Source organism: Streptomyces sp. NPDC044033 (assembly GCF_056434425.1).
Genome location: NZ_JBWKFF010000027.1, coordinates 1 through 26,487, shown reverse-complemented (window position 1 = coordinate 26,487; position 26,487 = coordinate 1). Strand labels below are relative to the sequence as shown.

The 26,487-nt window shown below is 68.0% G+C and carries 21 protein-coding genes, 1 tRNA gene and 1 pseudogene; 2 read left to right on the top strand and 21 right to left on the bottom strand.

The features are described 5' to 3' along the window. Nucleotides 1–90: 90 nt before the first annotated feature. From AC07AB_RS34480 to AC07AB_RS34385, 20 genes are all read right to left on the bottom strand, one after another. Nucleotides 91–906 (bottom strand): F0F1 ATP synthase subunit delta, encoded by an 816-nt coding sequence (locus tag AC07AB_RS34480; protein WP_478575728.1) that lies wholly within the window; start codon nt 904–906, stop codon nt 91–93. Nucleotides 907–920: 14 nt separating this feature from the next. Then, nucleotides 921–1,475, bottom strand: a complete 555-nt coding sequence (locus AC07AB_RS34475) for a F0F1 ATP synthase subunit B (protein WP_478575572.1) — start codon at nt 1,473–1,475, stop codon at nt 921–923. Between the two features lie 41 nt (nt 1,476–1,516). After that, entirely contained in the window at nt 1,517–1,759 is a 243-nt protein-coding gene (locus AC07AB_RS34470; RefSeq protein ID WP_478575570.1) for an ATP synthase subunit c family protein, read from the bottom strand. Between the two features lie 75 nt (nt 1,760–1,834). Further along, nucleotides 1,835–2,629, bottom strand: a complete 795-nt coding sequence (gene atpB, locus AC07AB_RS34465; protein WP_478575726.1) for a F0F1 ATP synthase subunit A — start codon at nt 2,627–2,629, stop codon at nt 1,835–1,837. A gap of 279 nt (nt 2,630–2,908) precedes the next feature. Then, nucleotides 2,909–3,346: a hypothetical protein gene (locus AC07AB_RS34460; RefSeq protein WP_478575567.1), complete on the bottom strand. Its 438-nt coding sequence runs from the start codon at nt 3,344–3,346 to the stop codon at nt 2,909–2,911. 258 nt (nt 3,347–3,604) lie between these two features. Beyond that, nucleotides 3,605–4,984, bottom strand: a complete 1,380-nt coding sequence (locus AC07AB_RS34455; RefSeq protein WP_478575724.1) for an MraY family glycosyltransferase — start codon at nt 4,982–4,984, stop codon at nt 3,605–3,607. 99 nt (nt 4,985–5,083) lie between these two features. Next, nucleotides 5,084–6,346, bottom strand: a complete 1,263-nt coding sequence (locus AC07AB_RS34450) for a serine hydroxymethyltransferase (RefSeq protein ID WP_478575564.1) — start codon at nt 6,344–6,346, stop codon at nt 5,084–5,086. 69 nt (nt 6,347–6,415) lie between these two features. Then, entirely contained in the window at nt 6,416–7,066 is a 651-nt protein-coding gene (locus AC07AB_RS34445; protein ID WP_478575561.1) for an arsenate reductase/protein-tyrosine-phosphatase family protein, read from the bottom strand. After that, entirely contained in the window at nt 7,063–7,710 is a 648-nt protein-coding gene (locus AC07AB_RS34440) for an L-threonylcarbamoyladenylate synthase (RefSeq protein WP_478575559.1), read from the bottom strand. Before AC07AB_RS34440 ends, AC07AB_RS34445 begins: the two co-directional genes overlap by 4 nt. A gap of 52 nt (nt 7,711–7,762) precedes the next feature. Continuing rightward, complete coding sequence (gene prmC / locus AC07AB_RS34435; RefSeq protein WP_478575556.1) at nt 7,763–8,644, bottom strand: peptide chain release factor N(5)-glutamine methyltransferase; 882 nt, start codon at nt 8,642–8,644, stop codon at nt 7,763–7,765. Nucleotides 8,645–8,736: 92 nt separating this feature from the next. After that, nucleotides 8,737–9,816 (bottom strand): peptide chain release factor 1, encoded by a 1,080-nt coding sequence (gene prfA / locus AC07AB_RS34430; RefSeq protein WP_478575553.1) that lies wholly within the window; start codon nt 9,814–9,816, stop codon nt 8,737–8,739. A gap of 103 nt (nt 9,817–9,919) precedes the next feature. Continuing rightward, on the bottom strand, nt 9,920–10,147 hold the full coding sequence (gene rpmE / locus AC07AB_RS34425) for a 50S ribosomal protein L31 (RefSeq protein WP_478575551.1): 228 nt from the start codon (nt 10,145–10,147) through the stop codon (nt 9,920–9,922). 203 nt (nt 10,148–10,350) lie between these two features. Further along, nucleotides 10,351–11,463: an LCP family protein gene (locus tag AC07AB_RS34420; protein WP_478575549.1), complete on the bottom strand. Its 1,113-nt coding sequence runs from the start codon at nt 11,461–11,463 to the stop codon at nt 10,351–10,353. A gap of 318 nt (nt 11,464–11,781) precedes the next feature. After that, on the bottom strand, nt 11,782–14,016 hold the full coding sequence (gene rho / locus AC07AB_RS34415; protein ID WP_478575546.1) for a transcription termination factor Rho: 2,235 nt from the start codon (nt 14,014–14,016) through the stop codon (nt 11,782–11,784). Nucleotides 14,017–14,389: 373 nt separating this feature from the next. Then, nucleotides 14,390–15,307, bottom strand: a complete 918-nt coding sequence (gene thrB, locus AC07AB_RS34410) for a homoserine kinase (protein ID WP_478575543.1) — start codon at nt 15,305–15,307, stop codon at nt 14,390–14,392. Nucleotides 15,308–15,645: 338 nt separating this feature from the next. Further along, on the bottom strand, nt 15,646–16,734 hold the full coding sequence (gene thrC, locus AC07AB_RS34405; RefSeq protein WP_478575540.1) for a threonine synthase: 1,089 nt from the start codon (nt 16,732–16,734) through the stop codon (nt 15,646–15,648). A gap of 8 nt (nt 16,735–16,742) precedes the next feature. Then, complete coding sequence (locus AC07AB_RS34400) at nt 16,743–18,035, bottom strand: homoserine dehydrogenase (RefSeq protein ID WP_478575537.1); 1,293 nt, start codon at nt 18,033–18,035, stop codon at nt 16,743–16,745. 97 nt (nt 18,036–18,132) lie between these two features. Beyond that, nucleotides 18,133–19,524, bottom strand: a complete 1,392-nt coding sequence (gene lysA / locus AC07AB_RS34395) for a diaminopimelate decarboxylase (protein ID WP_478575535.1) — start codon at nt 19,522–19,524, stop codon at nt 18,133–18,135. Between the two features lie 18 nt (nt 19,525–19,542). After that, nucleotides 19,543–20,358 carry an ArgS-related anticodon-binding protein NrtL gene (gene nrtL, locus AC07AB_RS34390; protein WP_478575533.1) on the bottom strand — a complete coding sequence of 272 codons (816 nt, stop codon included), beginning with the start codon at nt 20,356–20,358 and terminating at the stop codon, nt 19,543–19,545. Nucleotides 20,359–20,696: 338 nt separating this feature from the next. Then, nucleotides 20,697–21,218, bottom strand: a complete 522-nt coding sequence (locus AC07AB_RS34385) for a response regulator (RefSeq protein WP_478575531.1) — start codon at nt 21,216–21,218, stop codon at nt 20,697–20,699. 189 nt (nt 21,219–21,407) lie between these two features. Here AC07AB_RS34385 and AC07AB_RS34380 point away from each other — a divergent pair. After that, nucleotides 21,408–21,479 (top strand) — tRNA-Arg (locus AC07AB_RS34380). Nucleotides 21,480–22,521: 1,042 nt separating this feature from the next. On the opposite strand, the gene AC07AB_RS34375 is transcribed toward AC07AB_RS34380, so the two are convergent. Then, on the bottom strand, nt 22,522–25,593 hold the full coding sequence (locus tag AC07AB_RS34375; RefSeq protein ID WP_478575528.1) for an N-6 DNA methylase: 3,072 nt from the start codon (nt 25,591–25,593) through the stop codon (nt 22,522–22,524). Nucleotides 25,594–26,284: 691 nt separating this feature from the next. On the opposite strand from AC07AB_RS34375, the pseudogene AC07AB_RS34370 reads away from it, so the two are divergent. Then, nucleotides 26,285–26,377: pseudogene (locus AC07AB_RS34370) on the top strand (CopG family transcriptional regulator); the annotation flags it as partial. Nucleotides 26,378–26,487 lie beyond the last annotated feature (110 nt).

Sequence of the window (26,487 nt, the reverse complement as noted above, 5' to 3'; positions counted from 1 at the left end):
CGGCGTGCGCCGCTCCTGTCACGGCCCCCTGGGGTTTCCGCTACGGCCCAACGCGGGCCGCGGTCTTGCTCTTGAGTTGGTGGTGGCCGGTCAGCCGGCCATCCGCCGGGTCGCCTCTTCGAGGCGGTCCGCGATGGTCCCGTTGACGATCTCGTCGCCCACGCGCACCGACACCCCGCCGAGGACCTCCGGGTCCACATCGAGGTTGAGGTGCACCTGCCGCCCGTACAGCTTGGCCAGCGCGGCGCCCAGGCGCTGCTTCTGTCCGTCGCTCAGCGGCACCGCGGAGCGGACCTCGGCGACCATGCGGTCGCGCCGTTCCGCGGCCAGCTTGGAGAGGGCGGTGAGCCCTCCCTCAAGGCTACGGCCTCGCGGCTGGGCGACAAGGCGGACTACGAGCCGCTCGGTGACCTGGTGCGCCCGGCCGCCGAGCAGGCTGCTCAGCAGCTCCGCCTTGGCGGCGGTGGTCGCCAGCTTGTCGGTCAGCGCGGCCCGCAGCTCGGTCGAGGAGGAGACGATCCGGCCGAACCGGAAGATCTCGTCCTCGACGGCGTCGAGGGCGCCGGCCCGCTGCGCCGCGATGAGGTCGGCGGAGGCCGCCAGCTCCTCGATCGCGTCGACCAGGTCGCGCGAACGCGACCAGCGGGAACGGACCATGCCCGAGACCAGGTCGGCGGTCTCGCCGCCCACCTGGCCGCCGAGCAGCCGGCCCGCCAGTTCGGCCTTGGACTGGCCGCTCTGCGCCGGGTCGGTCAGGACCCGGCGCAGCGACACCTCGCGGTCGAGGAGCGTGGTGACGGCGGCCAGGTCCTCGGCGAGCTTCGCCGCGTCGACGGACGTGCTGTCCGCCAGTGCGTCGAGGCGCTCACGCGCGGTGGCCAGCGCCTCACGGCTCGCGCCGCGCATACCTGTCACGGCCGTCATCGCTTTGCCTCAGCCGTCGTCGCGCTCTCCTCAAGTCCGTCGAGGAAGCGGTCGATGGTGCGGCTCTGCCGGGCGCTGTCCTCCAGGGACTCGCCGACGAGCTTGCTCGCCAGGTCGGTGGCGAGCTTGCCCACGTCCTGGCGGAGCGAGGCCGCCGCGGCCTTGCGGTCGGCGGCGATCTGGGCGTGCCCGGCAGCGATGATCTCCTCACGCTGCCGCTGACCCTCGGTCCTCATCTCGGCGATGAGTGCGACGCCCTGTTCCTGCGCCTCCTGGCGCATCCGCGCGGCCTCGTGGCGGGCGTCGGCGAGCTGGGCCCGGTAGTCCTCAAGGACCTGCTGAGCCTCGGCCTCGGCGGCCTCGGCCTTCTCCATGCCGCCCTCGATGGCCTCACGGCGCTCGTCCAGAACCTTGTTGATGTTCGGGAGGAGCTTCTTGGCGAGGAAGCCGAAGACGATGAAAAAGGCGATAAGGCCGATGACGAGCTCTGGGATCGGCGGGATGAGGGGGTTTTCCGCCTCCTCGGCCGCCATCTGTACCAGGGCGTTCACATCAATGCCTTTCGTCAAGAACTGCTGTCAGTACGCCTGGATCAGATGCCGTAGACGAACGGCAGCACGATGCCGATCAGGGCGAGCGCCTCACAGAACGCGAAGCCCATGATCTGGTTGGCGCGGATCAGGCCGGCCGCCTCGGGCTGGCGGGCGAGGGCCGAGGTGCCGTTGCCGAAGATGATGCCGACGCCAACGCCGGGGCCGATGGCCGCGAGGCCGTAGCCGATGGAGCCGATGGAGCCGTGAACACCCTCGGCGGCAAGGGTCTGGAGAGCGGACATGCCGGTTCTTCCTTCTTTTCATGGGCCGGTGGGGGTTGGCCACCGGACGTCAATTGGTCTGGAGGAGCAGGGGGCTCAGTGGTGCTCGGCGAGCGCGCCCTGCACGTAGGTGCAGGCCAGGAGGACGAAGATGTACGCCTGAACGGCCTGGATGAACAGCTCGAAGGCGGTCATCAGGATGGTCATCACGAACGAGACGCCGGCGTACGCGATGCCGATGCCGTTCAGCATGTACCAGCTGGCGATGGTGAACATCAGGATCAGCAGGTGGCCGGCGAACATGTTCGCGAAGAGCCGGACCGCGTGGGTGAACGGCCGGACCAGCACGTTCGAGAAGAACTCCAGGAACACGATCATCGGCAGGATCGGGCCGAGCGACTTGTCGTAGCCGGTGATGTTCTTCATGCCGCCGACGAAGCCGTGCTTCTTGAACGTCAGGGACATCCACAGGACGTAGACGATCAGGGCGAGGCCCGCGGGGAAGGCGATGATCGACGTCACGGGGAACTGGGCGACCGGAATGATCGACCACAGGTTCATGATCCAGACGAAGAAGAACAGCGAGACCATGAAGGGGACGTACTTCTCGCCCACCTTCTTGCCGAGAGCTTCGTAGACGATGCTCTTGCGCACGAAGTCGTAACCGGACTCGCCGATCATCTGGAGCTTGCCCGGCACCACCTTGGCCCGGCCGAAAGCCGCCCAGAAGAACCCGATGATGACGACCGTGCTCAACAACGCCAGCAGCATTGGCTTGTTGACGTCATAGCCGCCGACGGTGAAGAGCGGTTCGAACATGAACGAGTGGAGGCCCGGAGCGGGAAAGCCACACCCATCGAAGAGGTGGCAATCGGTCTCGAAGGCGAGCATCTGGTCAGCACTCACCGCGAGCTCCTTCAGCGTGGCGCATAGGTACGGCAACCTCGTTGTGTCGGCGCGGCGCACAGCCACGGAGCGGCACTGGACTGGTCTTACGGATTTGGGGGCGGCTGGTCGGCGCGGAGCCGAATGGCTCAGCAGGCATCAGCTGCATGGACTGCCGATTCCGTCCCTGGAAACTCGGGAGTTCAGCTGCCTGCGCTTGCTGTGCCTCAGATGGCACCGGACGATAGCAGGTGAGCGTGGTGGTGTTTATCGCGGCCCTACCGGTCATGACGGAGACCCGGTCGGCGCGGACTTCTTCGCGTCGGCGGGTTCCGGTTCCACATAGAGAATCTTGGCCTTGAGGTGGGCGCGCGTCTGCGCGGCGATCCACACCAAAGTCACAACCAGCAGGGTCAGCGCGAAGCTCTTGGTGTTGAACAGCGTCGTGTGCTTGAACACCGCGAGGAAGATCCCGACCACGAGGAACTGCGTCACGTACAGCATCAGGCCCATGGCCTGGAACAGGTGCGGGAGTTGTCGCGCGGTCCGCTGAAGGACGTAGTACCCCATCGCCATGATGCAGACCGACAGCAGCGTGCCGACGGCCGACCCGATCGCACCCTTGCCGCCGGCGGCCACGGCGCCGACCACGACGGCGGCACCGCCGGTGATGGCGGCCGGTACGGCGCAGAGCAGGAGTGTTCGGGCGTCGTTGGACTGCATGAAGGGTTTCTCCGGCGGGAGTCGGAAGCAACGATTCGTCGTGGACGAGCGTATCCCCGGAGGTGAGATGGACCTCGCGACGAAGGACCGTACGTACTACGGTCCTTCGGCTCTAGCACCGGGTTTAGTGAACGGTATCACAAACTATTTGATGAGGTCTTTACCTACATCGTGTGCTGCCCATCACACGGGAGAGTTAATCCCTGCATGTCCACCGGACAGATCGATCGCCGTCTGGTATACGACGTCTGCACGGAATCAGCGATCGCTGCTGATTTTCCTGGTATGGGCGAATCGCGACCGGTCGCCGACCGCCGTCGCGCCGTTGACTCCGGTGGGCACCGGCTCCCGCTCCGCTTCGCCGCCGGCAGCGGCGGCGGTCTCGGCGTCCGCACCGTCCGTACGGAGCCTCCCCGCGGCCTTCGCGGCCCTCTTGCTCGCCGACCGTTCGAGGAAGGCCCGGCGGCGGTAGCGCGGCGGCACCAGGTGCTGGGCCCAGAGCGGCGCGCGGGGCGTGAAGCGCGGCAGGAGCAGCAGGACGAGCCCGACGGCGCTGAGCAGGACGATCAGCAGCACGATCCACATGCTGAAGGAGTTGACCGAGTAGGCGACCGCGCCGAAGGCGATCAGCCCCGACCAGAAGTACATGATCAGCACGGCGCGGCTGTGCGAGTGGCCGATCTCCAGCAGCCGGTGGTGCAGGTGGCCGCGGTCGGCCGCGAACGGCGACTGGCCGTTCCAGGTGCGCCGCACGATGGCCAGGATCAGGTCGGCGACCGGCACCATCACGACGGTCAGCGGCAGCAGCAGCGGAATGTAGACCGGCACGGTGCCGTGCACCGCCGCCCGCTCCGAACCCGTGAACAGCCGCATCGCGTCCGGGTCCACCTGCCCGGTGATGGAGATCGCGCCCGCCGCCAGCACCAGACCGATCATCATCGACCCGGAGTCGCCCATGAAGATCCGCGCCGGGTGCATGTTGTGCGGCAGGAAACCCAGGCACATGCCCATCAGGATCGCGGCGAACAGCGTGGCCGGGGCCGCCGCCTCGATGCCGTAGCCGAACCAGATCCGGTACGCGTACATGAAGAAGGCCGCCGAGGCGATGCACACCATTCCGGCGGCCAACCCGTCCAGCCCATCGACGAAGTTGACGGCGTTGATGGTGATGACCACCAGGGCCACCGTCAGCAGCGTGCCCTGCATGGGGGTCAGCGCGACCGTGCCGACGCCGGGCACCGGAATCCACAGGATCGTCAGGCCCTGGAGGACCATCACGCCCGCGGCGATCATCTGCCCGCCGAGCTTCACCAGCGCGTCCACGCCGAACTTGTCGTCCAGCACGCCCAGCAGCCAGATCAGCCCCGCCCCCGACAGCAGCGCGCGCGGCTCGTTCGAGAGCTCGAAGACGCCCTTGAGATTCTGCATATGGGCCGCGACCAGCAGCCCCGCGCACAGACCGCCGAACATCGCGATACCGCCGAGCCTCGGCGTCGGTTCGCGGTGCACGTCACGCGCACGGATCTCCGGCACCGCGCCGGCCACCATCGCGAACTTCCGCACTGGTCCCGTCAGCAGATAGGTGACCGCGGCGGTGACGCACAGCGTCAGCAGATATTCACGCACAGGCTGCCCCAGAGGTTTCGCTGGCCATCACAGCCCCACACCATATTCGCGTCCACCCCCGAATCGTGAATGCGGTTGAGGACGTGCCCCGTTGGCGGATGGTGTCAGCCCTCAGGTGTGATCGGGATAAGGAGGGAACCTTCCGGCCAATTCCGCCACTTCCGCACGGGCCCGCGCGTCCTGCCGCAGCGCCGCGCCCACCAGCGCCCCGATACGCGCCATCTCCGCCTCCCCCATCCCCTGCGTGGAGACGGCCGCGCTGCCCAGCCTGACGCCCCTGGCCCGCCCGTCGGCACACGGGAGCCCGCAGGTGTCCAGGACCACGCCACAGGCCGCCAGACGGCCGCTGGCGGTCCGCGCGTCGATGCCCAGCGGGGCGACGTCCGCGGTGATCAGATGCGTGTCGGTGCCGCCCGTGCTCACCGCGAGCCCCTCGGCCCCGAGCGCCGCGGCCAGCACCCGGGCGTTCGCGACGCACTGGTGCGCGTACGCCGTGAAGGCCGGGGTGGCGGCCTCGCCGAAGGCCACCGCCTTCGCCGCGACCGTATGCATCTGCGCGCCGCCCTGCGTGAACGGGAACACCGCCCGGTCGATGCGGTCCGCCAGCTCCGCGCCGCACAGGATCAGCCCGCCGCGCGGCCCCCGCAGCACCTTGTGCGTGGTGGCGCACACCACGTCCGCGTACGGCACCGGGCTGGGCGCCGCGCCCCCCGCCACCAGGCCGATCGGGTGCGCGGCGTCCGCGATCAGATACGCCCCGACCTCGTCGGCGATGTCCCGGAAGGCGGCGTAGTCCACATGGCGCGAGTACGAGATCGAGCCGCAGACGATCGCCTTGGGGCGGTGCGTACGGGCCAGCTCGCGCACCTGCCCGTAGTCGACGAGGCCGGTGGCCGGCGCGACCCCGTAGCCGACGAAGTCGAACCAGCGGCCCGAGAAGTTGGCGGGCGACCCGTGTGTGAGGTGCCCGCCCTGGGTGAGCGCCATCGCCAGCACCGTGTCCCCGGGGCGCAGCAGCGCGGCGTACGCGGCGAGGACGGCCGAGGAGCCGGAGTGCGGCTGGACGTTGGCGTGCTCGGCGCCGAAGAGCGCCTTGGCCCGGTCGACGGCGATCCGCTCGGCGAGGTCCACCAGCTCGCAGCCGCCGTGGTGGCGGGCGCCCGGATAGCCCTCCGCGTACTTGTTGGCGAGCGGGGAGCCGAGGGCGGCCAGGACGGCGGGCGAGGTGAAGTTCTCGGCGGCGATGAGCTGCAGTGAGGCGGACTGCCGGCCGAGCTCGGCGAGGAGCAGCCCCGCCAGCTCCGGGTCCTCGCGGCGCAGCGCGTCGAAATCGGGGCCCCAGTGGGTGTGGGGTGCTACTGCGGCGACCGGCATGGCACTGGCTCCGGACCTTGAGGGGTGGTGCACCCCAATGTAGGCCCGGCGACCCCGGCCCGCAGCCGGTCAGGTCCGGGTGGGGACTCCGGTGAGCGCGGTGACGACCGGGTCCAGGGCCTGGTTGATCTCGTCGCCGATGGAGCGGAAGAAGGTGATGGGGGCGCCGTACGGGTCGTGGACCTCGTCGGCCTCGGCGTTCGGGGCGAGCAGCCAGCCGCGCAGCGCGGCGGCGGCCTGCACCAGCGCCCGGGCGCGTCCGACGACGCCGCCGTGCACCGGGTCGGGCAGCGTGGCCGGGTCTATGGCCCGTACGAGCCGGGTGAACTCCTTGAGCGTGAAGGTGCGCAGCCCCGCCGAGTGCCCCATCGAGATGACCTGCGCGCGGTGGTCGCGGGTGGCGGTCAGGACCAGGTCGGCGCGGATGACGTGCTCGTCGAGGAGCTCGCGGCCGATGAAGCCGTCCGGGTCGGCGCCGAAGTCGGCGAGCACGGTCGCGGCGTGCGCCTCCATGGGCGCGCCCTCATGGCCCCAGGTGCCGGCGCTCTCCACGACGAGGCCGCCGGTGGAGGGGTCGCCGAGGCGGTCGCTGAGGGCATAGCGGGTCAGCCGCTCGGTGATGGGCGAGCGGCAGACGTTGCCGGTGCTGACGTGGAGGATGCGGAAGGTGTCGGCGGAGAAGTCCGGTCCCGCTATGCCACGCCCCTGCGGGGCGATCAATTGGCCACCTCAAGATCGGGTACAACCTCGCGCAGCTGCTCGGCGCTGAGCGCGCCGGCCCGCAGCAGCACCGGGGTGCCGCGGGTGACATCGACGATGGAGGACGGCACGGCGGCCGGGGTGGGCCCGCCGTCGAGGTAGACGGAGATCGCGTCGCCGAGCATCTCCTGGGCCGCGTCGCAGTCCTGCGGGGAGGGGTGGCCGGTGAGGTTGGCGCTGGAGACGGCCATCGGGCCGAACTCGGTGAGCAGCTCGATGGCGACCGGGTGCAGCGGCATCCGCACCGCCACGGTCCCGCGGGTCTCCCCCAGGTCCCAGGTCAGCGACGGCTGGTGGTTGGCGACGATGGTGAGCGCGCCGGGCCAGAACGCGTCGACGAGCTCCCACGCCTGCTCGGAGAAGTCGGTGACGAGTCCGTGCAGCGTGTTCGGCGAGCCGACGAGTACGGGCGAGGGCATGGTCCGACCGCGCCCCTTGGCCTCCAGCAGGTCGCCGACCGCCTCGGCGCTGAAGGCGTCCGCGCCGACGCCGTAGACGGTGTCGGTGGGCAGCACGACCAGTTCGCCGCGGCGGACCGCCGCTGTCGCCTCGCGCAGGCCGGTCTTGCGGTCGGTCGCGTCGCTGCAGTCGTATCGCCGTGCCATCACATCTCCTTCGCGAAGCGGTTACTGAGTCCATGCGTGCGGGGCGCCCGGGTCACGGCGTCGCCCTGCGGGCCGTCGCGAACCGCGGGCGGTTGTTGAGGTCGGGGTGGTCGGCGGCGTCCGCCCAGCCCCGCTCCTCGGTGAAGATCCACGGCACCTGGCCGCCCTGGGTGTCGGCGTGCTCGATCACCACGACGCCGCCGGGGCGCAGCAGCCGGTGGGCGGTGCGCTCGATGCCCCGGATGGTGTCCAGGCCGTCCTCGCCGGAGAACAGCGCGAGCTCGGGGTCGTGGTCGCGGGCCTCCGGTGCGACGTACTCCCACTCGGTCAGCGGGATGTACGGCGGGTTGCTGACGAGCAGGTCCACCTGGCCGTCGAGCTCGGGCAGCGCGGTCAGCGCGTTCCCGTGGTGGAGAACGACGCGGGACCCCTCGACGTTCTTGCGGGCCCATGTCAGGGCGCCCTCGTCGAGCTCGACGGCGTGCACGCGCGAGCGCGGCACCTCCTGGGCGAGGGCGAGGGCGATGGCGCCGGAGCCGGTGCACAGGTCGACGATGAGCGGCTCGACGACGTCCATGGCGCGTACGGCGTCTATGGCCCACCCGACGACCGACTCGGTCTCGGGGCGGGGCACGAACACCCCCGGGCCGACCTGGAGTTCGAGGTAGCGGAAGAAGACGCGGCCGGTGATGTGCTGGAGCGGTTCGCGGGCCTCGCGGCGGGCGACGGCCTCCCAGTAGCGGGCGTCGAACTCGGCGTCGGCGACGCGGTGCAGTTCGCCGCGTTTGACGCCGTGCACGAACGCGGCCAGTTCCTCGGCGTCGAAGCGGGGCGAGGGGACGCCCGCGTCGGCCAGCCGCTGGGTGGCCTGGGCCACCTCGGCGAGCAGCACGGATCGGGGGTGCGGGGGTCGCCCCCCGGCAGATTGCTGCACGCTGTTCCTCCGACTTGCGAACTTGCGAGAACGTTAGGGCTTGACGAGACCTGCGGGACCGCGGGGCGGGTGGGCCCGCGGGTCCGTGGGGCTTACTGGGCGGCCGCCAGCTTGGCGGCCGAGTCGGCGTCGACGCACGCCTGGATCACCGGGTCCAGCTCGCCGTCGAGGACCTGATCCAAGTTGTACGCCTTGAAACCGACCCGGTGGTCGGAGATGCGGTTTTCCGGGAAGTTGTACGTCCGGATGCGCTCGGACCGGTCCACCGTACGGACCTGGCTGCGCCGCGCGTCGGACGCCTCGCGCTCGGCCTCCTCCTGGGCCGCGGCCAGCAGCCGCGAGCGCAGGATGCGCAGCGCCTGCTCCTTGTTCTGGAGCTGGCTCTTCTCGTTCTGGCAGGAGACGACGATGCCGGTGGGCAGGTGGGTGATGCGCACGGCGGAGTCGGTGGTGTTGACGGACTGGCCGCCGGGGCCGGAGGAGCGGTAGACGTCGATGCGCAGGTCGTTGGGGCCGATCTCGACCTCGACCTCCTCGGCCTCCGGGGTGACGAGCACGCCCGCGGCGGAGGTGTGGATGCGGCCCTGCGACTCGGTGGCGGGCACGCGCTGGACGCGGTGCACCCCGCCCTCGTACTTGAGGCGGGCCCAGACGCCCTGGCCGGGCTCGGTGGCGCCGCCCCCGCCCTTGGTCTTCACGGCCACCTGGACGTCCTTGTAGCCGCCGAGATCGGACTCGTTGGCCTCCAGGATCTCGGTCTTCCAGCCGACGCGCTCGGCATAGCGCAGATACATCCGCAGCAGGTCGCCGGCGAACAGCGCGGACTCCTCGCCGCCCTCGCCCGCCTTGACCTCCAGGATCACGTCCTTGTCGTCGCTGGGGTCCCGGGGTACGAGCAGCAGCCGCAGCCGCTCGGTCAGCTCCTCGCGCTGCCGCTCCAGGTCCTTGACCTCGGCGGCGAAGTCGGGGTCGTCCTGGGCCAGCTCACGGGCGGTCTCGATGTCGTCGCCGGTCCGCTTCCAGGAGCGGTAGACGCCGATGATCGGGGTCAGCTCGGCGTAGCGCTTGTTGAGCTTGCGGGCGTTGGCCTGGTCCGCGTGGACGGCGGGGTCGGCGAGCCGCTTTTCGAGGTCGGCGTGTTCGCCGATCAGTTCCTCGACTGCCTCGAACATCAAGATTCCCTAGCTGGAAGTGACGGGCCTGCTGGACGACAAAGCGCCGGTCCGGTCACCCCTCGAAGTCGAGAGGCGACCGAGGACCGGCGCCCGCGGGTCGCTACTTCTTGGGGGACCCGGCGTTCTTGCCGAAGCGGGCCTCGAACCGCGCCACACGGCCACCGGTGTCGAGGATCTTCTGCTTGCCCGTGTAGAACGGGTGGCACTCGGAGCAGATGTCGGCACGGATGGTGCCGCCCGTGACCGCACTGCTACGGGTGGTGAAGGAGGCGCCGCAGGTGCAGCTGACCTGGGTCTCGATGTACTCCGGGTGGATGTCGCGCTTCAAGGGGTACTCCTTGGTTCGGGAGGGCGCCGGGTCGTAGAGGCGGGATTGCCTTACGTGAACCGGGGCCAGCGGACCAGTTTGCCAGTACTGCCCGCATACCCCAAAACCGGGGGGCGGGGCCAGATATTCCCAGGCCCCCGCCGGGCCGCGAGCGGGCCTCTGCCGGGCCCGCCGGACCTCTGGCCCCGCGCGGCCCGTGAGCCTCACTTGACCACGCCGTCGGCGCCGGTCTTGTCGCCCGCGGAGCCCTTGACGGCATCCGCCGGGATCGGCTGGTCGGCGCGGAGCGCCTCCCAGATCCGGCCGGCCTTGGAGTGCAGCGGCACCACCCGGTTCGGGTCGCTGGCGTCGTAGGTGACCGGCAGGGTCGTCATCTGCATATCGCCGGACCCTATCGACTTGAGGCCGTTCGCGAAGTCCAGCAGCTTGTTGACGGAGGCCAGGTCGGAGTCGGTGGTGAGCGCCGAGGTGGCGGTGTCGGCGACCCCGTACAGCTTGCCGGGGCTGGTGAACAGGCCGATCGACTTCATCTGGTCGAGCAGGGCCTTGATGAACGCCTGCTGGAGCTTGATCCGGCCGAGGTCGCTGCCGTCGCCGACGCCGTGCCGGGTCCGTACCAGCCCGAGCGCCTGCTCGCCGCGGAGCGTGTGGGTGCCCGCCCCGAGGTCGAGGTGGCTGTCCTTGTCGTGTATCGGCTTGGTGGTGGTGATTTTGACGCCGCCCAGCTCGTCGATGAGCTTCTGGAAGCCGGCGAAGTCGACCTCAAGGTAGTGGTCCATGCGGATGCCGGTCATGGCCTCGACGGTCTTGACCGCGCAGGACGGGCCGCCGACCGAGTAGGAGTCATTGAACATGGCGTTCTTGACCGGCGGAGCGGTCTTGCCGCCGGGGGCCGCGCATTCCGGCCGGGAGACGAGGGTGTCGCGGGGTATGGAGACCACGCTGGCCTTCTTGTGGCCCTTATACACATGCACGATCATGGCAGTGTCGGAGCGGGCGCTGCCCTCGTCCTTGCCGTATTTGCCATTCGCCCCGGCCCGCGAGTCGGAGCCGAGCACGAGGATGTCCTGCGAGCCGTTGTCGACGTTGGCGGGGCGGTCCTTGCCGAGCGCGGCGTTGATGTCGACGCCGGTCAGATTCCCATTGAACTTGAAGTAGAGAAAGCCGAGACCTCCACCGCCCAGCAGCACCAGGCCGGCGGCTATCCAGGCGGTGATCAGCAGCGCCTTGCGGCGCGGGCTGCGCGCCTTGCGGCGGCGGCCACGGGCGCGGCGGCGGTATGCCGTGGCTTGCCCGCTCTTGCTCTCCTGTGCCATCCGCTCCTCAATCCTCCGCTGTGTTCGGGTACCCCCTGCCGTATTGGTCAGGCGCGGTTTCTCGGTCGTCTGTCAGACGCCGAGGCAAGCGTCAGGGTTGCACAGGGGCCTTTAAGGACATTCTTAGAAAGCGCTTGTCCCGACGGTCCGGCGGATACGCCTCCGCGCCCCCGACCTGCGATTTCAACCAGAATCCCGGAGTCTGTCCCGAGTACCGGTGCCGGTGATTCCTGTGTTGTAGATCTCAAGCCAGCAGGCCCCCGTCACGGCTGTGACGGGGGCCTGCTGGATAAACGCGATACGCGAGCCGATACGGGATCAGTCGTTGCCGTTGGGCGTCGTCTTGGCGATCTGCATCAGGAACTCGGCATTCGACTTCGTCTTCTTCATCTTGTCCAGAAGCAGCTCGATGGCCTGCTGCGAGTCGAGCGCGTGCAGCACCCGGCGGAGCTTCCAGACGATGGCGAGCTCCTCCGAGTTGAGCAGGATCTCCTCCTTGCGGGTGCTGGACGCGTCCACGTCCACCGCCGGGAAGATGCGCTTGTCGGAGAGCTTCCGGTCGAGCTTGAGCTCCATGTTGCCGGTGCCCTTGAACTCCTCGAAGATCACCTCGTCCATCCGCGAGCCGGTGTCGACCAGCGCGGTGGCCAGGATGGTCAGCGAGCCGCCGTCCTCGATGTTGCGCGCGGCGCCGAAGAACTTCTTCGGCGGGTAGAGCGCGGTCGAGTCGACACCACCGGAGAGGATGCGTCCGGAGGCGGGGGCCGCGAGGTTGTACGCGCGGCCCAGGCGGGTGATGGAGTCCAGCAGGACGACCACGTCGTGACCCAGCTCGACGAGGCGCTTGGCGCGCTCGATGGCCAGCTCGGCGACGGTGGTGTGGTCCTCGGCCGGGCGGTCGAAGGTCGAGGAGATGACCTCGCCCTTGACCGACCGCTGCATGTCGGTGACCTCTTCCGGACGCTCGTCGACCAGGACGACCATCAGGTGGCACTCGGGGCTGTTGACCGTGATGGCGTTGGCGATCGCCTGCAGGATCATGGTCTTGCCGGTCTTCGGCGGTGCCACGATCAGCCCGCGCTGCCCCTTGCCGATCGGCGCGACCAGGTCGACGATCCGGGTCGTCAGCACGCCCGGGTCGGTCTCCAGGCGCAGCCGGTCCTGCGGGTAGAGCGGGGTGAGCTTGCCGAACTCCGGCCGCCCGCGCCCGGATTCGGCCGCCATGCCGTTGGCCGAGTCGAGGCGGACGAGCGCGTTGAACTTCTCGCGGCGCTCGCCGTCCTTGGGCTGCCGCACGGCGCCGGTGACGTGGTCGCCCTTGCGCAGGCCGTTCTTGCGGACCTGGGCGAGGGAGACGTACACGTCGTTGGGGCCGGGCAGGTAGCCGGAGGTCCGGATGAACGCGTAGTTGTCGAGGATGTCGAGGATGCCCGCGACGGGGATCAGCACATCGTCGTCGGAGACCTGCGGCTCGTTGCCGAAGTCGTCACGGCCGCGGCGTCCGCGCCGGTCGCGGTAGCGGCCGCGCCGGCCGCGGCGGCCGCCCTCGAAATCGTCGTCGTCCTGCTGGCCGCCGCCACCGCGGTTGTCGCGGTTGTCGCGCTGCTGGCGGTTGCCGCCCTGCTGGCCACCGTCGTCGGTCTTGCTGCCCCGGCGGTCGCCGCGGTCCTGACGGTCCTGGCTGCCGCGCTGGCTGTTGCCGCGGTCCTGACGGTCGCCGCCTTGACGGTCGCCGCCCTGACGGTCACCGCCGCGGTCCTGGCGGTCGCCACGGTCCTGACGGTCACCGCGGTCACCGCGGTCCTGGCGGTCCCGGCGGTCGTTCTTCTGGCCGCGGTCCTGGCGGTCGCCGCCCTTGCCGGACCGGCCCTCAGCGGTGTCCTGAGCGGACGCCGACGTGGTGGCCTCGGCCTTGGTGTCGGTCTTGATGTCGGTCTTCTCCTCGACCTTGACGTCCGCCTTCGCCTCGGTCCTGGCCTCGGCGCCCTCGGGGCTGCCTGACGGGGCGGTGGCCCGACGGCGGCGGCGCTCACCGGCCGGCTGCTCGTCGCTGTTCGGCTGGCCCGGGATCTCGATCTGCTGCTGGGCCGCGGCCTTCTCGGCGGAGGCCGTGCTCTTGGCGGTCTTGTCAGCCCTATCGGCCTTTTCGGCCTTGGGGGCCTTGTCGGCCTTGGGGGCCTTGCCGGTCTCGGCGGCGGCCTCACTCTCGGCCGTACGGGCCTTGGAGGTCGCACGGCGCTTCGGCTTGGTCTCGGCGGCCGGGGCCTCGGCGGGCTTGTCGGAGCCGGAGCCTTGGCCCTGCTTCTCCTTGATGACCTCGATCAACTGGCCTTTGCGCATCCGCGCGGTGCCCTTGATGCCGAGGCTGGAGGCGAGCTGCTGGAGCTCCGCCAGGACCATGGCGTCGAGGCCCGTGCCCGAACGGCGCCGCCGGGTGGCACTGGCAGGGGCAGCACCGGTGGCAGGCGCGGCGGGAGCGTCCGTGGCGGGCGCGGAGGCATTGCCGACGGAACCGTCGGCGGTCACGCCCATCAGATCGGTGGTGTCGCTCACGAAGGGGTCCTTCCCTGGAGCGGGCGTCGGCCTGTCTGGCTCGGCGACCGGTTGTGCTGTCCGACTGCGGTCCTTGGCTTGCGGACCGAGCCGGGGCGGTGGTCCGCCGGTACGGCGGAAAGATCAATTCATGGTTCCGGCGTGAAGGAATTCAGTAAGTGACGCATCACCCATGTCGCTCACGCCGATTCCGGAGCGTGCTCGAAACTGCTCAGGCAGGCTGCTCAGGCAGTTGGGGAGGCTCCCGGAAGAAAGGCGGTCCCTGATCGGGACACAGAGCACCGCGCCGGTATGGCGTCGAGTGCAGACTTGAGGTTAACACTACCGGGTCCAACAAATATTCCCCCTCTCCAAGACCCACAACCGTGTGTCGTCAGGTGCCGAGCGGCAGAACGCTCGCACCTCGGGCGTCGAGAGCCAGCCGGTTGGCCGCCCACCCCTCGCCCGCCAGTCGTGCGACCTTGTCGGCCGCACCGTCCTCGGTCAGCGCGAGCACCGTCGGGCCCGCGCCGGAGATGACCGCGGGGACGCCGTCCGCGCGCAGTCGGTTGACCAGGGCCACGCTCTCCGGCATCGCCGGCGCGCGGTACTCCTGGTGGAGCCGGTCCTCGGTGGCCGCCAGCAGCAGCTCGGGACGCCTGGTCAGCGCCTCGACCAGGAGCGCCGCGCGGCCCGCGTTCGCCGCCGCGTCCACATGCGGGACGGTGCGCGGCAGCAGACCGCGCGCGGTCTCGGTGAGCACCGCCCCGGCGGGCACGAAGACCACCGGAACGATGGACTCCGAGGGCTGCATACGGACGGCCCGCGCGGCCCCGGACTCCGTCCAGGCCAGCGTGAAGCCGCCGAGCAGGCAGGCCGCGACATTGTCCGGGTGGCCCTCGATCTCGGTGGCCAGTTCCAGCAGCGCCGCGTCGTCCAACCGCTCGGCCCCGCCTATGGTCACGGCCCGCGCGGCGATGATTCCGGCGCAGATCGCCGCGGAGGAGGAGCCGAGTCCGCGGCCGTGCGGGATGCGGTTGGCGCAGACCACTTCCAGGCCGCGCGGCTGCCCGCCGAGCAGGTCGAAGGCCGTGCGCAGGGCCCGTACCAGCAGATGGCCCTCGTCGCGCGGCAGCGTGTCCGCGCCCTCGCCGGCCATGTCGATGTGCAGCCCTGAGTCGGCCACCCTGACCACGACGTCGTCGTAGAGCCCGAGGGACAGGCCGAGGGCGTCGAAGCCGGGACCGAGGTTGGCGCTGGTGGCGGGGGTGCGCACTCGGACGGCGGCGGCGCGGAAGGCGGGACCGGCCATCGCTCGATGACTCTCCTTGGTATGACAGTCCGGTGACTGGGGGTCGGGTGTGACTGGTGTGACTCAGTGGCGATGTGGGGCGGAGAAGGTACGAGCGCCCTCAAGGGGCCACGACCACGATGACGCACGGCGGCGGCGGGGGTCTGCGGCGGGGCGGATTGAGTACAGCCTATCGAAGGAAGGTTCTGCGGCGACATAGGGCGCACAGGAGGCGCACGATGCGTGTCGCACGCCGCCCTGTGCTCCATTGCTGCCATTACGGCAGGTTGTGGCCCGTAGGGCCGGTTCCGCACGTCGTACGGGACGGTGCCGTCCAGGCGAGGCTGCGCGGGCCGGGGCTACGCGAGGCCGAGCCGCCGGGCCGCCGCGTCCGCGTCCACCGGGACCGTCACGGGCTGCGGCGCGCCGGCCACCGCCCAGTCCGGGTCCTTGAGCCCGTTCCCCGTCACCGTACAGACGATGCGCTGCCCGGGGTCGACCTTGCCCTGCTCGGCGGCGCTGAGCAGCCCGGCGACGCTGGCCGCGGAGGCGGGCTCGACGAACACGCCCTCCTGCGAGGCCAACAGCCGGTAGGCGGCCAGGATCTGGCGGTCGGTCACCGCGTCGATGAGGCCGCCCGACTCGTCGCGCGCCTGCTCGGCGAGGCTCCAGGAGGCGGGGTTGCCGATGCGAATGGCGGTGGCGATGGTGTGCGGGTCCTTGACGACCTCGCCGCGCACGATCGGGGCGGAACCGGACGCCTGGAATCCCCACATCCGGGGCGTGCGCGAGGCCACCGCGTCGGCGGCGTATTCACGGTAGCCGCGCCAGTAGGCGGTGATGTTGCCGGCGTTGCCGACGGGCAGGACGTGGAGGTCGGGCGCGTCGCCGAGCGCGTCGACGATCTCGAACGCCGCGGTCTTCTGCCCCTCGATACGGGCCGGGTTGACCGAGTTGACGAGCGCCACCGGGTAGTTCTCGGAGAGGCCGCGGGCCAGCGTGAGGCAGTCGTCGAAGTTGCCGTCGACCTGGAGGATGCGCGCACCGTGGACCAGCGCCTGGCCCATCTTGCCGAGCGCGATCTTGCCCTGCGGCACCAGCACGGCGCAGACCATTCCGGCCCGTACGGCATACGCCGCGGCCGAGGCGGAGGTGTTGCCGGTGGAGGCGCAGATGACGGCCTTCGCGCCCTCCTCCTTGGCTTGCGTGATGGCCATGGTCATGCCGCGGTCCTTGAAGGACCCGGTGGGGTTCGCGCCCTCCACCTTGAGGTGCACCTCGCAGCCGGTGCGCTCGGAGAGCACCTGGGCGGGTACGAGCGGCGTGCCGCCCTCGCGGAGCGAGACGACCGGGGTGTTCGCGTGGACCGGCAGCCGGTCCCGGTACTCCTCGATGATGCCGCGCCACTGGTGGGTGCCCGACAGCCGCGGACTGGTGATTGCAGACATTGCTTCCGTTACTCCCCTTCGACCCGCATGATGCTCGCGACACCCCGCACGGTGTCGAGCCTGCGCAGCGCCTCGACCGTCGCCGACAGGGCGGCGTCGGCCGCCCGGTGGGTGACCACGACCAGCGACGCCTCGCCGTCCTTGCCCTGCTGGCGGACCGTGTCGATGGACACGTCGTGCTCGGCGAAGACCGTGGCGACCTGGGCGAGCACGCCCGGCTTGTCGGCGACGTCGAGGCTGATGTGATAGCGCGTGACCACCTCGCCCATCGGGCTCACGGGCAGCCGCGTGTAGGCGGACTCGCCTGGTCCGGTGGTGTTCGCCAGCCTGTTGCGGCAGGCCACGACGAGGTCGCCGAGGACGGCGGAGGCCGTGGGCGAGCCGCCGGCGCCGGGCCCGTAGAACATCAGCTGACCGGCCGCCTCGGCCTCGACGAAGACGGCGTTGTACGCCTCGCGCACGGAGGCCAGCGGGTGGCTCAGCGGGATCATCGCCGGGTGCACCCGGGCGGTGACGGACTTTCCGTCGGCGGCCCGCTCGCAGATGGCGAGAAGCTTGACCGTGCAGCCCATGCGCTTCGCGGACGCGATGTCGGCGGAGGTGACCTCGGTGAGGCCCTCACGGTGCACGTCGTCGAGGCGTACGCGCGTATGGAAGGCGATTCCGGCCAGGATCGCGGCCTTCGCGGCGGCGTCGAAGCCCTCGACGTCGGCGGTCGGGTCGGCCTCCGCGTACCCGAGGGCGGTGGCCTCGTCGAGCGCCTCGGAGTAGCCCGCCCCGCTGGAGTCCATCCGGTCGAGGATGAAGTTGGTCGTGCCGTTGACGATGCCCAGCACCCGGTTGACCTTGTCGCCCGCGAGCGACTCGCGCAGCGGCCGTACCAGCGGGATCGCGCCGGCGACGGCGGCCTCGTAATAGAGGTCGGCGCCCTGCTTCTCGGCGGCGGCGTGCAGCGCGGCGCCGTCCTCGGCGAGCAGCGCCTTGTTGGCGGAGACGACCCCGGCGCCGTGCTCGAAGGCGGTGGTGATCAGGGTCCGGGCGGGCTCGATGCCGCCGATGACCTCGACGACCACATCGATGTCGCCTCGCTTGACGAGCGCGGTGGCATCGGTGGTGATCAGCTCGGCGGGCACGCCGTCGCGCACCCGGCCGGGGCGGCGGACCGCGATCCCGGCGAGCTCGACCGGGGCGCCGATGCGCGCCGTCAGGTCGTCCGCGTGCGTCGTCATGATGCGCGCCACCTCTGAGCCGACAACACCACAGCCCAGCAGCGCCACTTTCAGCGGACGCGTACGCATCATCCGACCTCGTCTCTCATACATCTTTGGTGGTACACCAGTCTCACTCACCGGACGGGGGTTTCTGTCCCCCGTCCAGTATCCGAGATTGTTTTTTCCGCTAGCCGACATCGAGGCGCAGAAGATCTTCTTCCGTTTCGCGCCGGACGATGACGCGCGCCTCGCCATTCTTTACCGCCACGACCGGCGGGCGCAGCGAGTGGTTGTAGTTGCTGGCCATGGAACGGCAGTACGCGCCGGTGGCGGGGACCGCGAGGAGGTCGCCGGGGGCCAGGTCGGCGGGGAGGAACGCGTCGCGCACGACGATGTCGCCGGATTCACAGTGCTTGCCCACGACGCGGGAGAGCATCGGCTCGGCGTCGGAGAAGCGGGAGACCAGCGCGACGGTGTAGTCGGCGTCGTAAAGGGCCGTACGAATGTTGTCGGACATACCGCCGTCGACGGAGACATAGGTGCGCAGTCCGGCCAGTTCCTTGACCGTACCGACCTCATACAGCGTAAAGGCGGTGGGGCCGACAATGGCCCGGCCCGGCTCGACGGAGAGCCTCGGCACGGCGAGTCCGGCGGACTCGCACTCGCGGCCGACGATGTCGCCGAGCGCCGCGGCGATCTCGTGCGGCTCCCGGGGGTCGTCCTCGGAGGTATAGGCGATGCCGAGGCCGCCGCCGAGGTCGATCTCGGGCAGCTCGACGCCGTGCTCATCGCGCACTTCGGCGAGCAGCTGCACGACGCGGCGGGCGGAGACCTCGAAGCCGGCCATGTCGAAGATCTGCGAGCCGATGTGCGAGTGGATGCCGATGAGCTCCAGCCCGTCCAGCTTGAGCACCCGGCGCACCGCCTCGGCGGCCTGCCCGCCGGCGAGCGCGATGCCGAACTTCTGGTCCTCGTGCGCGGTGGCGATGAACTCGTGGGTGTGCGCCTCGACCCCGACGGTCACGCGGATCTGCACGCGCTGGCGCTTGCCGAGCCGATCGGCGATGTGCGCGACGCGCACGATCTCCTGGAAGGAGTCGAGCACGATCCGCCCGACGCCGGCCTCGACGGCTCGGGTGATCTCCTCCGTCGACTTGTTGTTGCCGTGCAGGGCGATCCGCTCGGCGGGCATGCCGGCGTCGAGGGCGGTGGCCAGCTCGCCGCCGGAGCAGACGTCGAGGTTCAGCCCCTCCTCGGTCAGCCAGCGCACGACGGCGCGGGAGAGGAACGCCTTGCCCGCGTAGAAGACGTCGGCGTCCGCGCCGAACGCCTGCTGCCAGGCGCGGCAACGGGCGCGGAAGTCGTCCTCGTCGAGGATGTAGGCGGGGCTGCCGAACTCCTCGGCGAGCCGCGTGACACTGATGCCGCCGACGGTGACGACGCCGTCGGCGCCGCGCGTGACCGTACGGGCCCAGACGCGCGGATCGAGGGCGTTGAGGTCGGCCGCCGGAGCGGTGTAGTGCCCTTCGGGGAGCACATCGGCGTGGCGGGGCCCGGCGGGGTGGGCGGAACGGCTCATGGTTTCTGGAGTTTCCCCTCAGAGATGTGCGGGTGCGGTGATGCCGAGCTGGTGGAGGCCGTCTGCCAGCACAGCCCCGGTGGCCTCGGCGAGGGCCAGTCGGGCGCGGTGAACGGCCGAGGGTTTCTCGTCGCCGAGGGGCAGGACCGGACACTGGTGGTGCCAGCGGGAGAAGGCGTCGGCGAGGTGCTCAAGGTAGCGAGCGAGACGGGCGGGATCGGCGGCGGCGATGACGCGCTCCCGGTCGGCGAGCAGCCCGAGCAACACCTCACCGCCGGCCCCGGTGTCGGCTTCCTCCCGACTGAACCCGAGGTCACGGGCGTTACGGGCGAGGGCTTGGGTACGGGCGTAGGCGTACCGCACGCGGAAGAGGGGGTTGCCCTCCCGCTGTACGAGCAGCAGGTCGCGGTCGAAGCCCGGGGCGGTGACCAGGCTCCAGCGCGCGGCGTCGGGGCCGAGCCGACGGATGAGGCCGGCGTCGGGCGTGAGCGGCAGGGGCGGGCTGGGGGTCGCATGGGTGAGGAGATCCCGTACGAGCGTGGTGTGGGCGGCGGCGTCGAGCGTGATGTTCAAGAACCCGGGCCCGGCGACGTCGACGCGCTGGACACCGGGTTCACGGACGAGCCGGCGCCGCAGCACTTCGGCGATGTCGAGGGCGGGCCGCCCGGCTTCCTTGGCGAGCCGCAGCGCGACGTTGGTGGCGAACTCCCCGCAGCCGGGGCGCGGCGGGGTCCGCACGGTGACCCGCTCGGGCACGGGCGCAACCAGCTCGCCGGCCTCGACGGCGCGACGCACGGTGCGCACCACGGTGCACGAGAGTTCAGCTGGGGTCACGGGACAAGCGTATGGGAGACGGGGGGTACCTCCGCGAACAGGTTTCACCTGGCGGGACGGATCGAGGGTGCCGCCGTGGACAGGCTTCGCCTTGCGGGACGGGCCGGGAGGGGCGTCGTGGGCAGGTTTGACCCTGCGGGACGGACCGGGAGCACCGCTGCGAACGGCCTTCACCTTGCGGGACGGACCGAGAGCGCCTCCGGGCACGGGCTTCACCCCGCGGGGCAGACCGGGAACACCGCCGCGAACGGCCTTCACCCCGCGGGACGGACCAGGAGCACCGCCGTGCACAGGCTTCACCTGGCGGGACAGACCGGGAACACCGCCGCGAACGGCCTTCACCCCGCGGGCCGCCCCACCGACTCCGCGTCCGCCCCGCCGGGCGCGGCCGAGTCCGGCAGCCCGGCGTCCTCGCCGTCCTCGTCACCGCTCCGCCCCATGAGCCGCCGCACCAGCCGCACCATCTCGGCGGGCTCGAACGGCTTGGCCAGAAACGCGTCCACCCCTACCGCACGCCCACTGTCCACTTCGGGCTGGGTGCAGGCGCTGATGATCGCGATCGGCAGCCGGCTGGTACGTGGATCGGCCCGCAGCCGGGCGGCGGTACGCAGCCCGTCGAGCCGTGGCATGACGACATCCAGCGTCACGACGTCGGGCCGTACGTGATGGACGATCTCCAGGCATTCGGCACCATCGGCCGCGGTCACGACCTCGAACCCTTCGAGTTCAAGGTTGACCCTGATCAGCTGCCGGATCACCTTGTTGTCATCGACGACAAGGACCCGGCCGGTCGAGCCCGGCACAACTAGAGAGTAGGCGCGCACCTCCTGCTGCGTCCGGGTTTTCCCCACTTCCGCCATGTGAGGGAGCGGATCTTGGGCGGAACCAACCCATCCAAGACAACCAACACAGAACACCCCTTATCCCCCGCGCCCCTCCCACCACGTCTCTCCGCTCCCCCAACCGCCCCGATCCCCGCAAATACCTGTTCCTGGGCACCCTGCGAGAGCTGGTAGTGTTCTACTTGTCGCCAGGCAAACGGGCGACACGCCCCCGTAGCTCAGGGGATAGAGCAACGGCCTCCGGAGCCGTGTGCGCAGGTTCGAATCCTGCCGGGGGCACCTTGCGTAAGGTGCCCAAAGACCCCACCATCAGTGAAAACACTGAGAGTGGGGTCTTCGCATATGTGAAGCCGTGTGCCCCGGAGCGGCCGCATGTCGAGGTCTGTGGATGAGGAGCTTCGCCGCCGGATCGTGGACAGGTCTTATGCGGCTTCGGTCGGCGTAGTTGATGTTGTGTGGAAGGTGTTCTCGTAGGTGACCGGCTGCGTTGTCCGAGCCGGGAATGTCGGCGGGACGGATGTCGAAGCGGCGGAGCTGACGGAAGGCGTCGAGGCGGGCTTGGCGATCGTTCGATCAGCCCTTTCGCCACTGGAGCGGTGCTCATTTGAAGGGCGCGTTGAAGTTCTCCGTGAACGTGTTGTCCACTAAGCTATCGACGGCGCTTATGGACTGGCGGACACCCGCCTGAGCGCAGGCTGCAGCGAACGCCCGGCTCGTGTGCTGCGTGCCGCGGCCCGTGTGCATGATCGCTGCGGTGAGGCTGCCGCGGGTGCGGACACCGTTGACCTGAGATTGGCCAAGGTAGGCGGTGTGTCCGGCCGGGCAGGTGGCGGTGCCCGCGGCGGGACTGATGCGGAAGTCGTCGATGATGGAGCCGCCGGCGGTTCACTGCGGGCTCGATGATGGCGGTGTGCCCCTGCCCAGTGGCAGAAGCTGGACCGGCGATGCCCAGGATGGTGCACGCAGCCGCTGCACGCCGTGGCGGCGCTGATGGTCAGCGACGAACTGAGGCTGCTCACCGGTTGGTCTCGCCCGCGAAACACTTCGCGGCCCTGCGGCAGGATCTCCCGCTCCTGCCGCAGCTGGGCGTTCTGCTTGAGTCGCCAGGCACAGCCTGCCCACAGCCAGTACGCAAACACTTCGACGCATTCGCGCCGGGCGTGTTTGGCCTGCCGGCCGCCCGGCATCGGCGGAGGAACCAGCAGTTTCGAGTACCGCCCACTCAGCATCCGAAAGATCCGTCGGATGCGCCCCCCCGAACAGCCGCCCCGCCTCCCCCAAGCAGAGGCACCACCAAGAACCCTGCCCTGAACAGAGCTTCTCAGACACCCTCTAGGAGCTCAATCACCTTGGCGTTGAGCCTTGCTGTGATTCCTTGGTCCGTGAAAGCAGCCCTTAGCAGCTTTCTCGCAGCTTGGAATCCGAGACCATCTGGGATGACGACAGCGCTTGCGGCGCCTTCAGCCCTAGCGGAAAGTTCCGCAATTTCTGCGTGGAGCGGATTCGATGGACTAAAGTACGGAATTGGCAGCTGCCAGACCAGTTTCACGAAATCACGTCCCCCGAAAAGGCCACGGGATTGGTAGTCAGCAACGCGCGCTAGAACCGTTGGCGAGTTGATGATGCCAACAAGATACTGCGCCGCCTCCCGCGATGGCACCGTCAACCAATACAACGACTGCTCAACCAGTGGCTGTTGCCCCTCAACACGGGCAGCCGCCAGTTTCGTACCTGACTTGCTGTACACCACTCGGTGGCTTCCTTTAACTAGCTGCGATGAGACACCCCGTTGATAGTTCATCCGCTCAATCAAAGACAAAGCGTTCTTATCGCCTCTGTTGGCCAGCCAAAGCTTCGAAGCCTCCTTCCACCAATTGGCGAGCCCCGGGTAGTCCTCTATTTCCTCTTTCCCCAGTACCCTTCCATCCAGTACAGGAACGACCGCCTTACGCGGCTCCAGAAGTCGATGAGGGAGCACCGTCGAGCCGAGGATCACTGGCTGAACAAACTGTTTCTCCACATTCCCCGCGATGCCGGGCAACGACTTCCAAGGCTCTTTTTCAAGGCGTGGTCGCAAAGACTCCACCTTGACACGTCTAAAGCCAGCACCCAGCGGCCCAGACTTCAACTCTGTGACGAAAAAGAGCATCTGAGGCCGGATTGTGGCCCCCATGAAGACGGACTTTCCATATGGTGAGCGGAACCCTGCCCTGGCTGAGACCGCCTTGACGTCGCTTTCCGTGATTGACAAAAGGGGGGATGCGTCAAGCCAAGAGATTGATCGCTTCTGAATTTTACCGCTGTACCTGAGGACTGACGACGTCAGGGGAGTCGCACTATCACTGCGAACACCACTTACTACAGCCGCCGGAACCGGGAAAATATCCGGCTTAACTTGGTCAAGATCCCAGGCTTTGTTGAACCGGGCCGTCACCCTCCCCTTTGACGTCGAAGCCCATACGCCCTTCCTGAACCCCTCATACTGAGGACGAGAGATAATGGATCGAGGCGTGACGTACCCGAATCTCCCGCCCGGCTTCAGATATTGCTCCACGGTGCGCGCGATGAAAAGGGCTACCAGATCTTGATTGGATGCATTCTGACCGGCAGCAGTAATTCGTCGCGTTTTACTGAGTCGCTGATAGTGACGCTGCATTGCATCGGTCATGAAACGATAGGCAACCCACGGGGGATTACCGACCAAGACGTCCACTTGGCGATGCTCAAGCGTGAACCAAAGCGGGCGAACGAGATTCCTGACGTAATAACCCCATATGTGATTTTCACCTCGAGCGTTTAGATCGCACATCACATCGAAGGTATCTTGCAGAAGCTCCCTGTCTCCGTCATCGACAATTCCATATTGGCTCATGAGGGATCGAATGGAAGGCTTCTTTGCCCCAACATTTGCGAACGTTTGGGCCTTCTCTGAAATATCACTCACGAGTCGGTCAAAAGTTCCTGGGTCATTGACGATCAGCAGCGGAAAGGCGAGCCGTTCACCAACCGAAAACAGAGTGTCTGTCGTTTCTTCAGTCAGATCCGCTGCATCGACATTGACAGTGAGACAAGTGCTGTCGGCGCTACTGCCACTGTTCTCCCATTGCACGGAGTCGCCGAGATAAACGGGGACCGAAAATGGTGGACGGTCCTCACTGGTGAGTCTATCCAATCCGATCGCCAGCAGATAAGTAACCCGCGCCAACTGGACGGAAACGGGATGTACGTCAATCCCGAAAACCAAATCTTCAAGGGAAGTCAGGGCTGGACCATTTGAGATTCCTGCATCTTCCGCAGCACGCAAGTATCTGCGGACACTATGAAACAGGAATGTTCCTGACCCGCAGGCAGGGTCCAAAACGCGGTCCGTAAGAGGGCACAGGACGTTAGTTTCTACAACATGTTCTGCCAGCCAGTCAGGCGTGTAGTACTCACCGAGTGACTTCCGCACAGCAGGAGTGATGACTGATTCGTACAAGACCTTCAGCACATCGTGCTCAACTTCAGCCCACTGGAAACGCCTTATCTCCCTCGCCAAGTTGGCGACGAAGGGCTCACCTTCGGGTGACTGAAGCATCCAGTCGAAGAAGTCGGCTTCCACTACATTGCCAATTTGCGCATTCTTGAATTCGACACCCTGGACGAGAGCCCTCTCCGCTCCGATGAACTGTCGCAGATCGAATCCAAGGACAGCGTGTGCAATCAGGTTGGCTTGAAGGACAAGGAGCGAGTGATCGATAAAAAGCTCTCGGTCATCCTTAAAACTGGCACCAACCGCTGTGCGCAGCAGCTTCGCCCACAGTCGTCTCTTGATGGAAACTTCAGGAAAATCAGCTACTGAGTCGTAGATGCGTCGCAAACTGCTGTGGTTCAACACGTAGGTAGGTGACTCGACGCCCAGGCGACATTTGATTTCTTCAGGTGTCGGCTTGATACATACCTGCGTAGCAAGGACTACCTCTAGCCAAACTTGCAACTTTTCAACATCAGGATCGTCGGCATTGACAGTGTGAGTAATGACCGGCCGGAGATCGTTATCGACCAGTTCGAACAAGTGCCATGAAGCACCGTCCGTCAGGACCCCGAGGTATCGGGCGCCAAGTTGCTCGGTGCGCTTTTTAACGTACCCAGCCAGCTGCTCTACGGCATCATCGAGAACGCCTGCGCGCTGAAGATCCTTCTTGGTTTCGATAACGGTCTGACCGATTTCGATATCGATCCTCCTCCGAGTACCGTCTCGAAGAGGCGCTTCAAGATGCAGGTCTTTGCTGGATACGTTGAGATTTAGAGTGAGCAGCAAAGATTTGACATCTGATTGCAAATCAGACTCAGTACGCTTTGGATCGCGCTTAGCTACCCTCTGGACCAAGCTACGCATCTGTTCGTCCTTCACTTGGTCGCTCCCTCAGCGATCGAGAAGATGGCATCTCGCAGACACCCGTCGCAGTGTCACGTAGCCGGCGAACCGGCACCCAACCCAATCAACGCCCCCACAGGGCCTCGCCTGGGATGATGCTGACAGCAGAGACTAGCAACTGGCCTATGGTACCGAGCAGCGTTGTGGACGGAGAAGCTGCCAGCCGGATCCGGAGCGGCCGGACGGCGGGACGCCGTGTGGAGCCGTGTCTCCTGCTACACCTGGAGATCGTCGCGATAGAGGACGTAAAGACCGTCGGGCCGTTGTCATGCGGCGGACCCGGCCCTACGGCTTCAAGACGAGGAGCACCGAGCATGACTCGTCGGCCAGCTCCCGGACATCCAGCTCACTTCTCCCTGAGCGACCTGCAACCGAACTCTCAGCTTTCGTAACCTCGGCCTTGTTGGGGAAACCCCGAACGCACCCGACCTCGCAACCGTAATGGCGTCCACCACTTCTTTCGAGTGAACGCATCTACTGCAGCCGCCAACGGGGGCGGAGTAGATTCAATTGCTCCACGAGCCGCAACTGGAGATTCACTCCGGGCCAGGAGGATGAGAGGTAGGATTACTGATCACCTCGCTGTGGTGTCGCCAGAACTCCCTCGACAGCGCCAGGTCAGGAGCCTGCCGTCGTGCGACATCACGCGGAGAATCTCAGTAGTAGTATGAGTGAGCCTACCGGCAAGTACTCGATCACCATGCCACGCGACATCGCAGAAGCCGCCAAGGCCCGTGGGGGGCCGTCCGGGCTGTCGGCCTAGGTGTTCTGTCCAGGGAGGTTGGTGACAGTGATCACGGCTGGGTGATCTTGAATGAGTGAGGGCCTTCCGGGTTCGGTGTGGATTGCGACATCTACACGAACGACCAG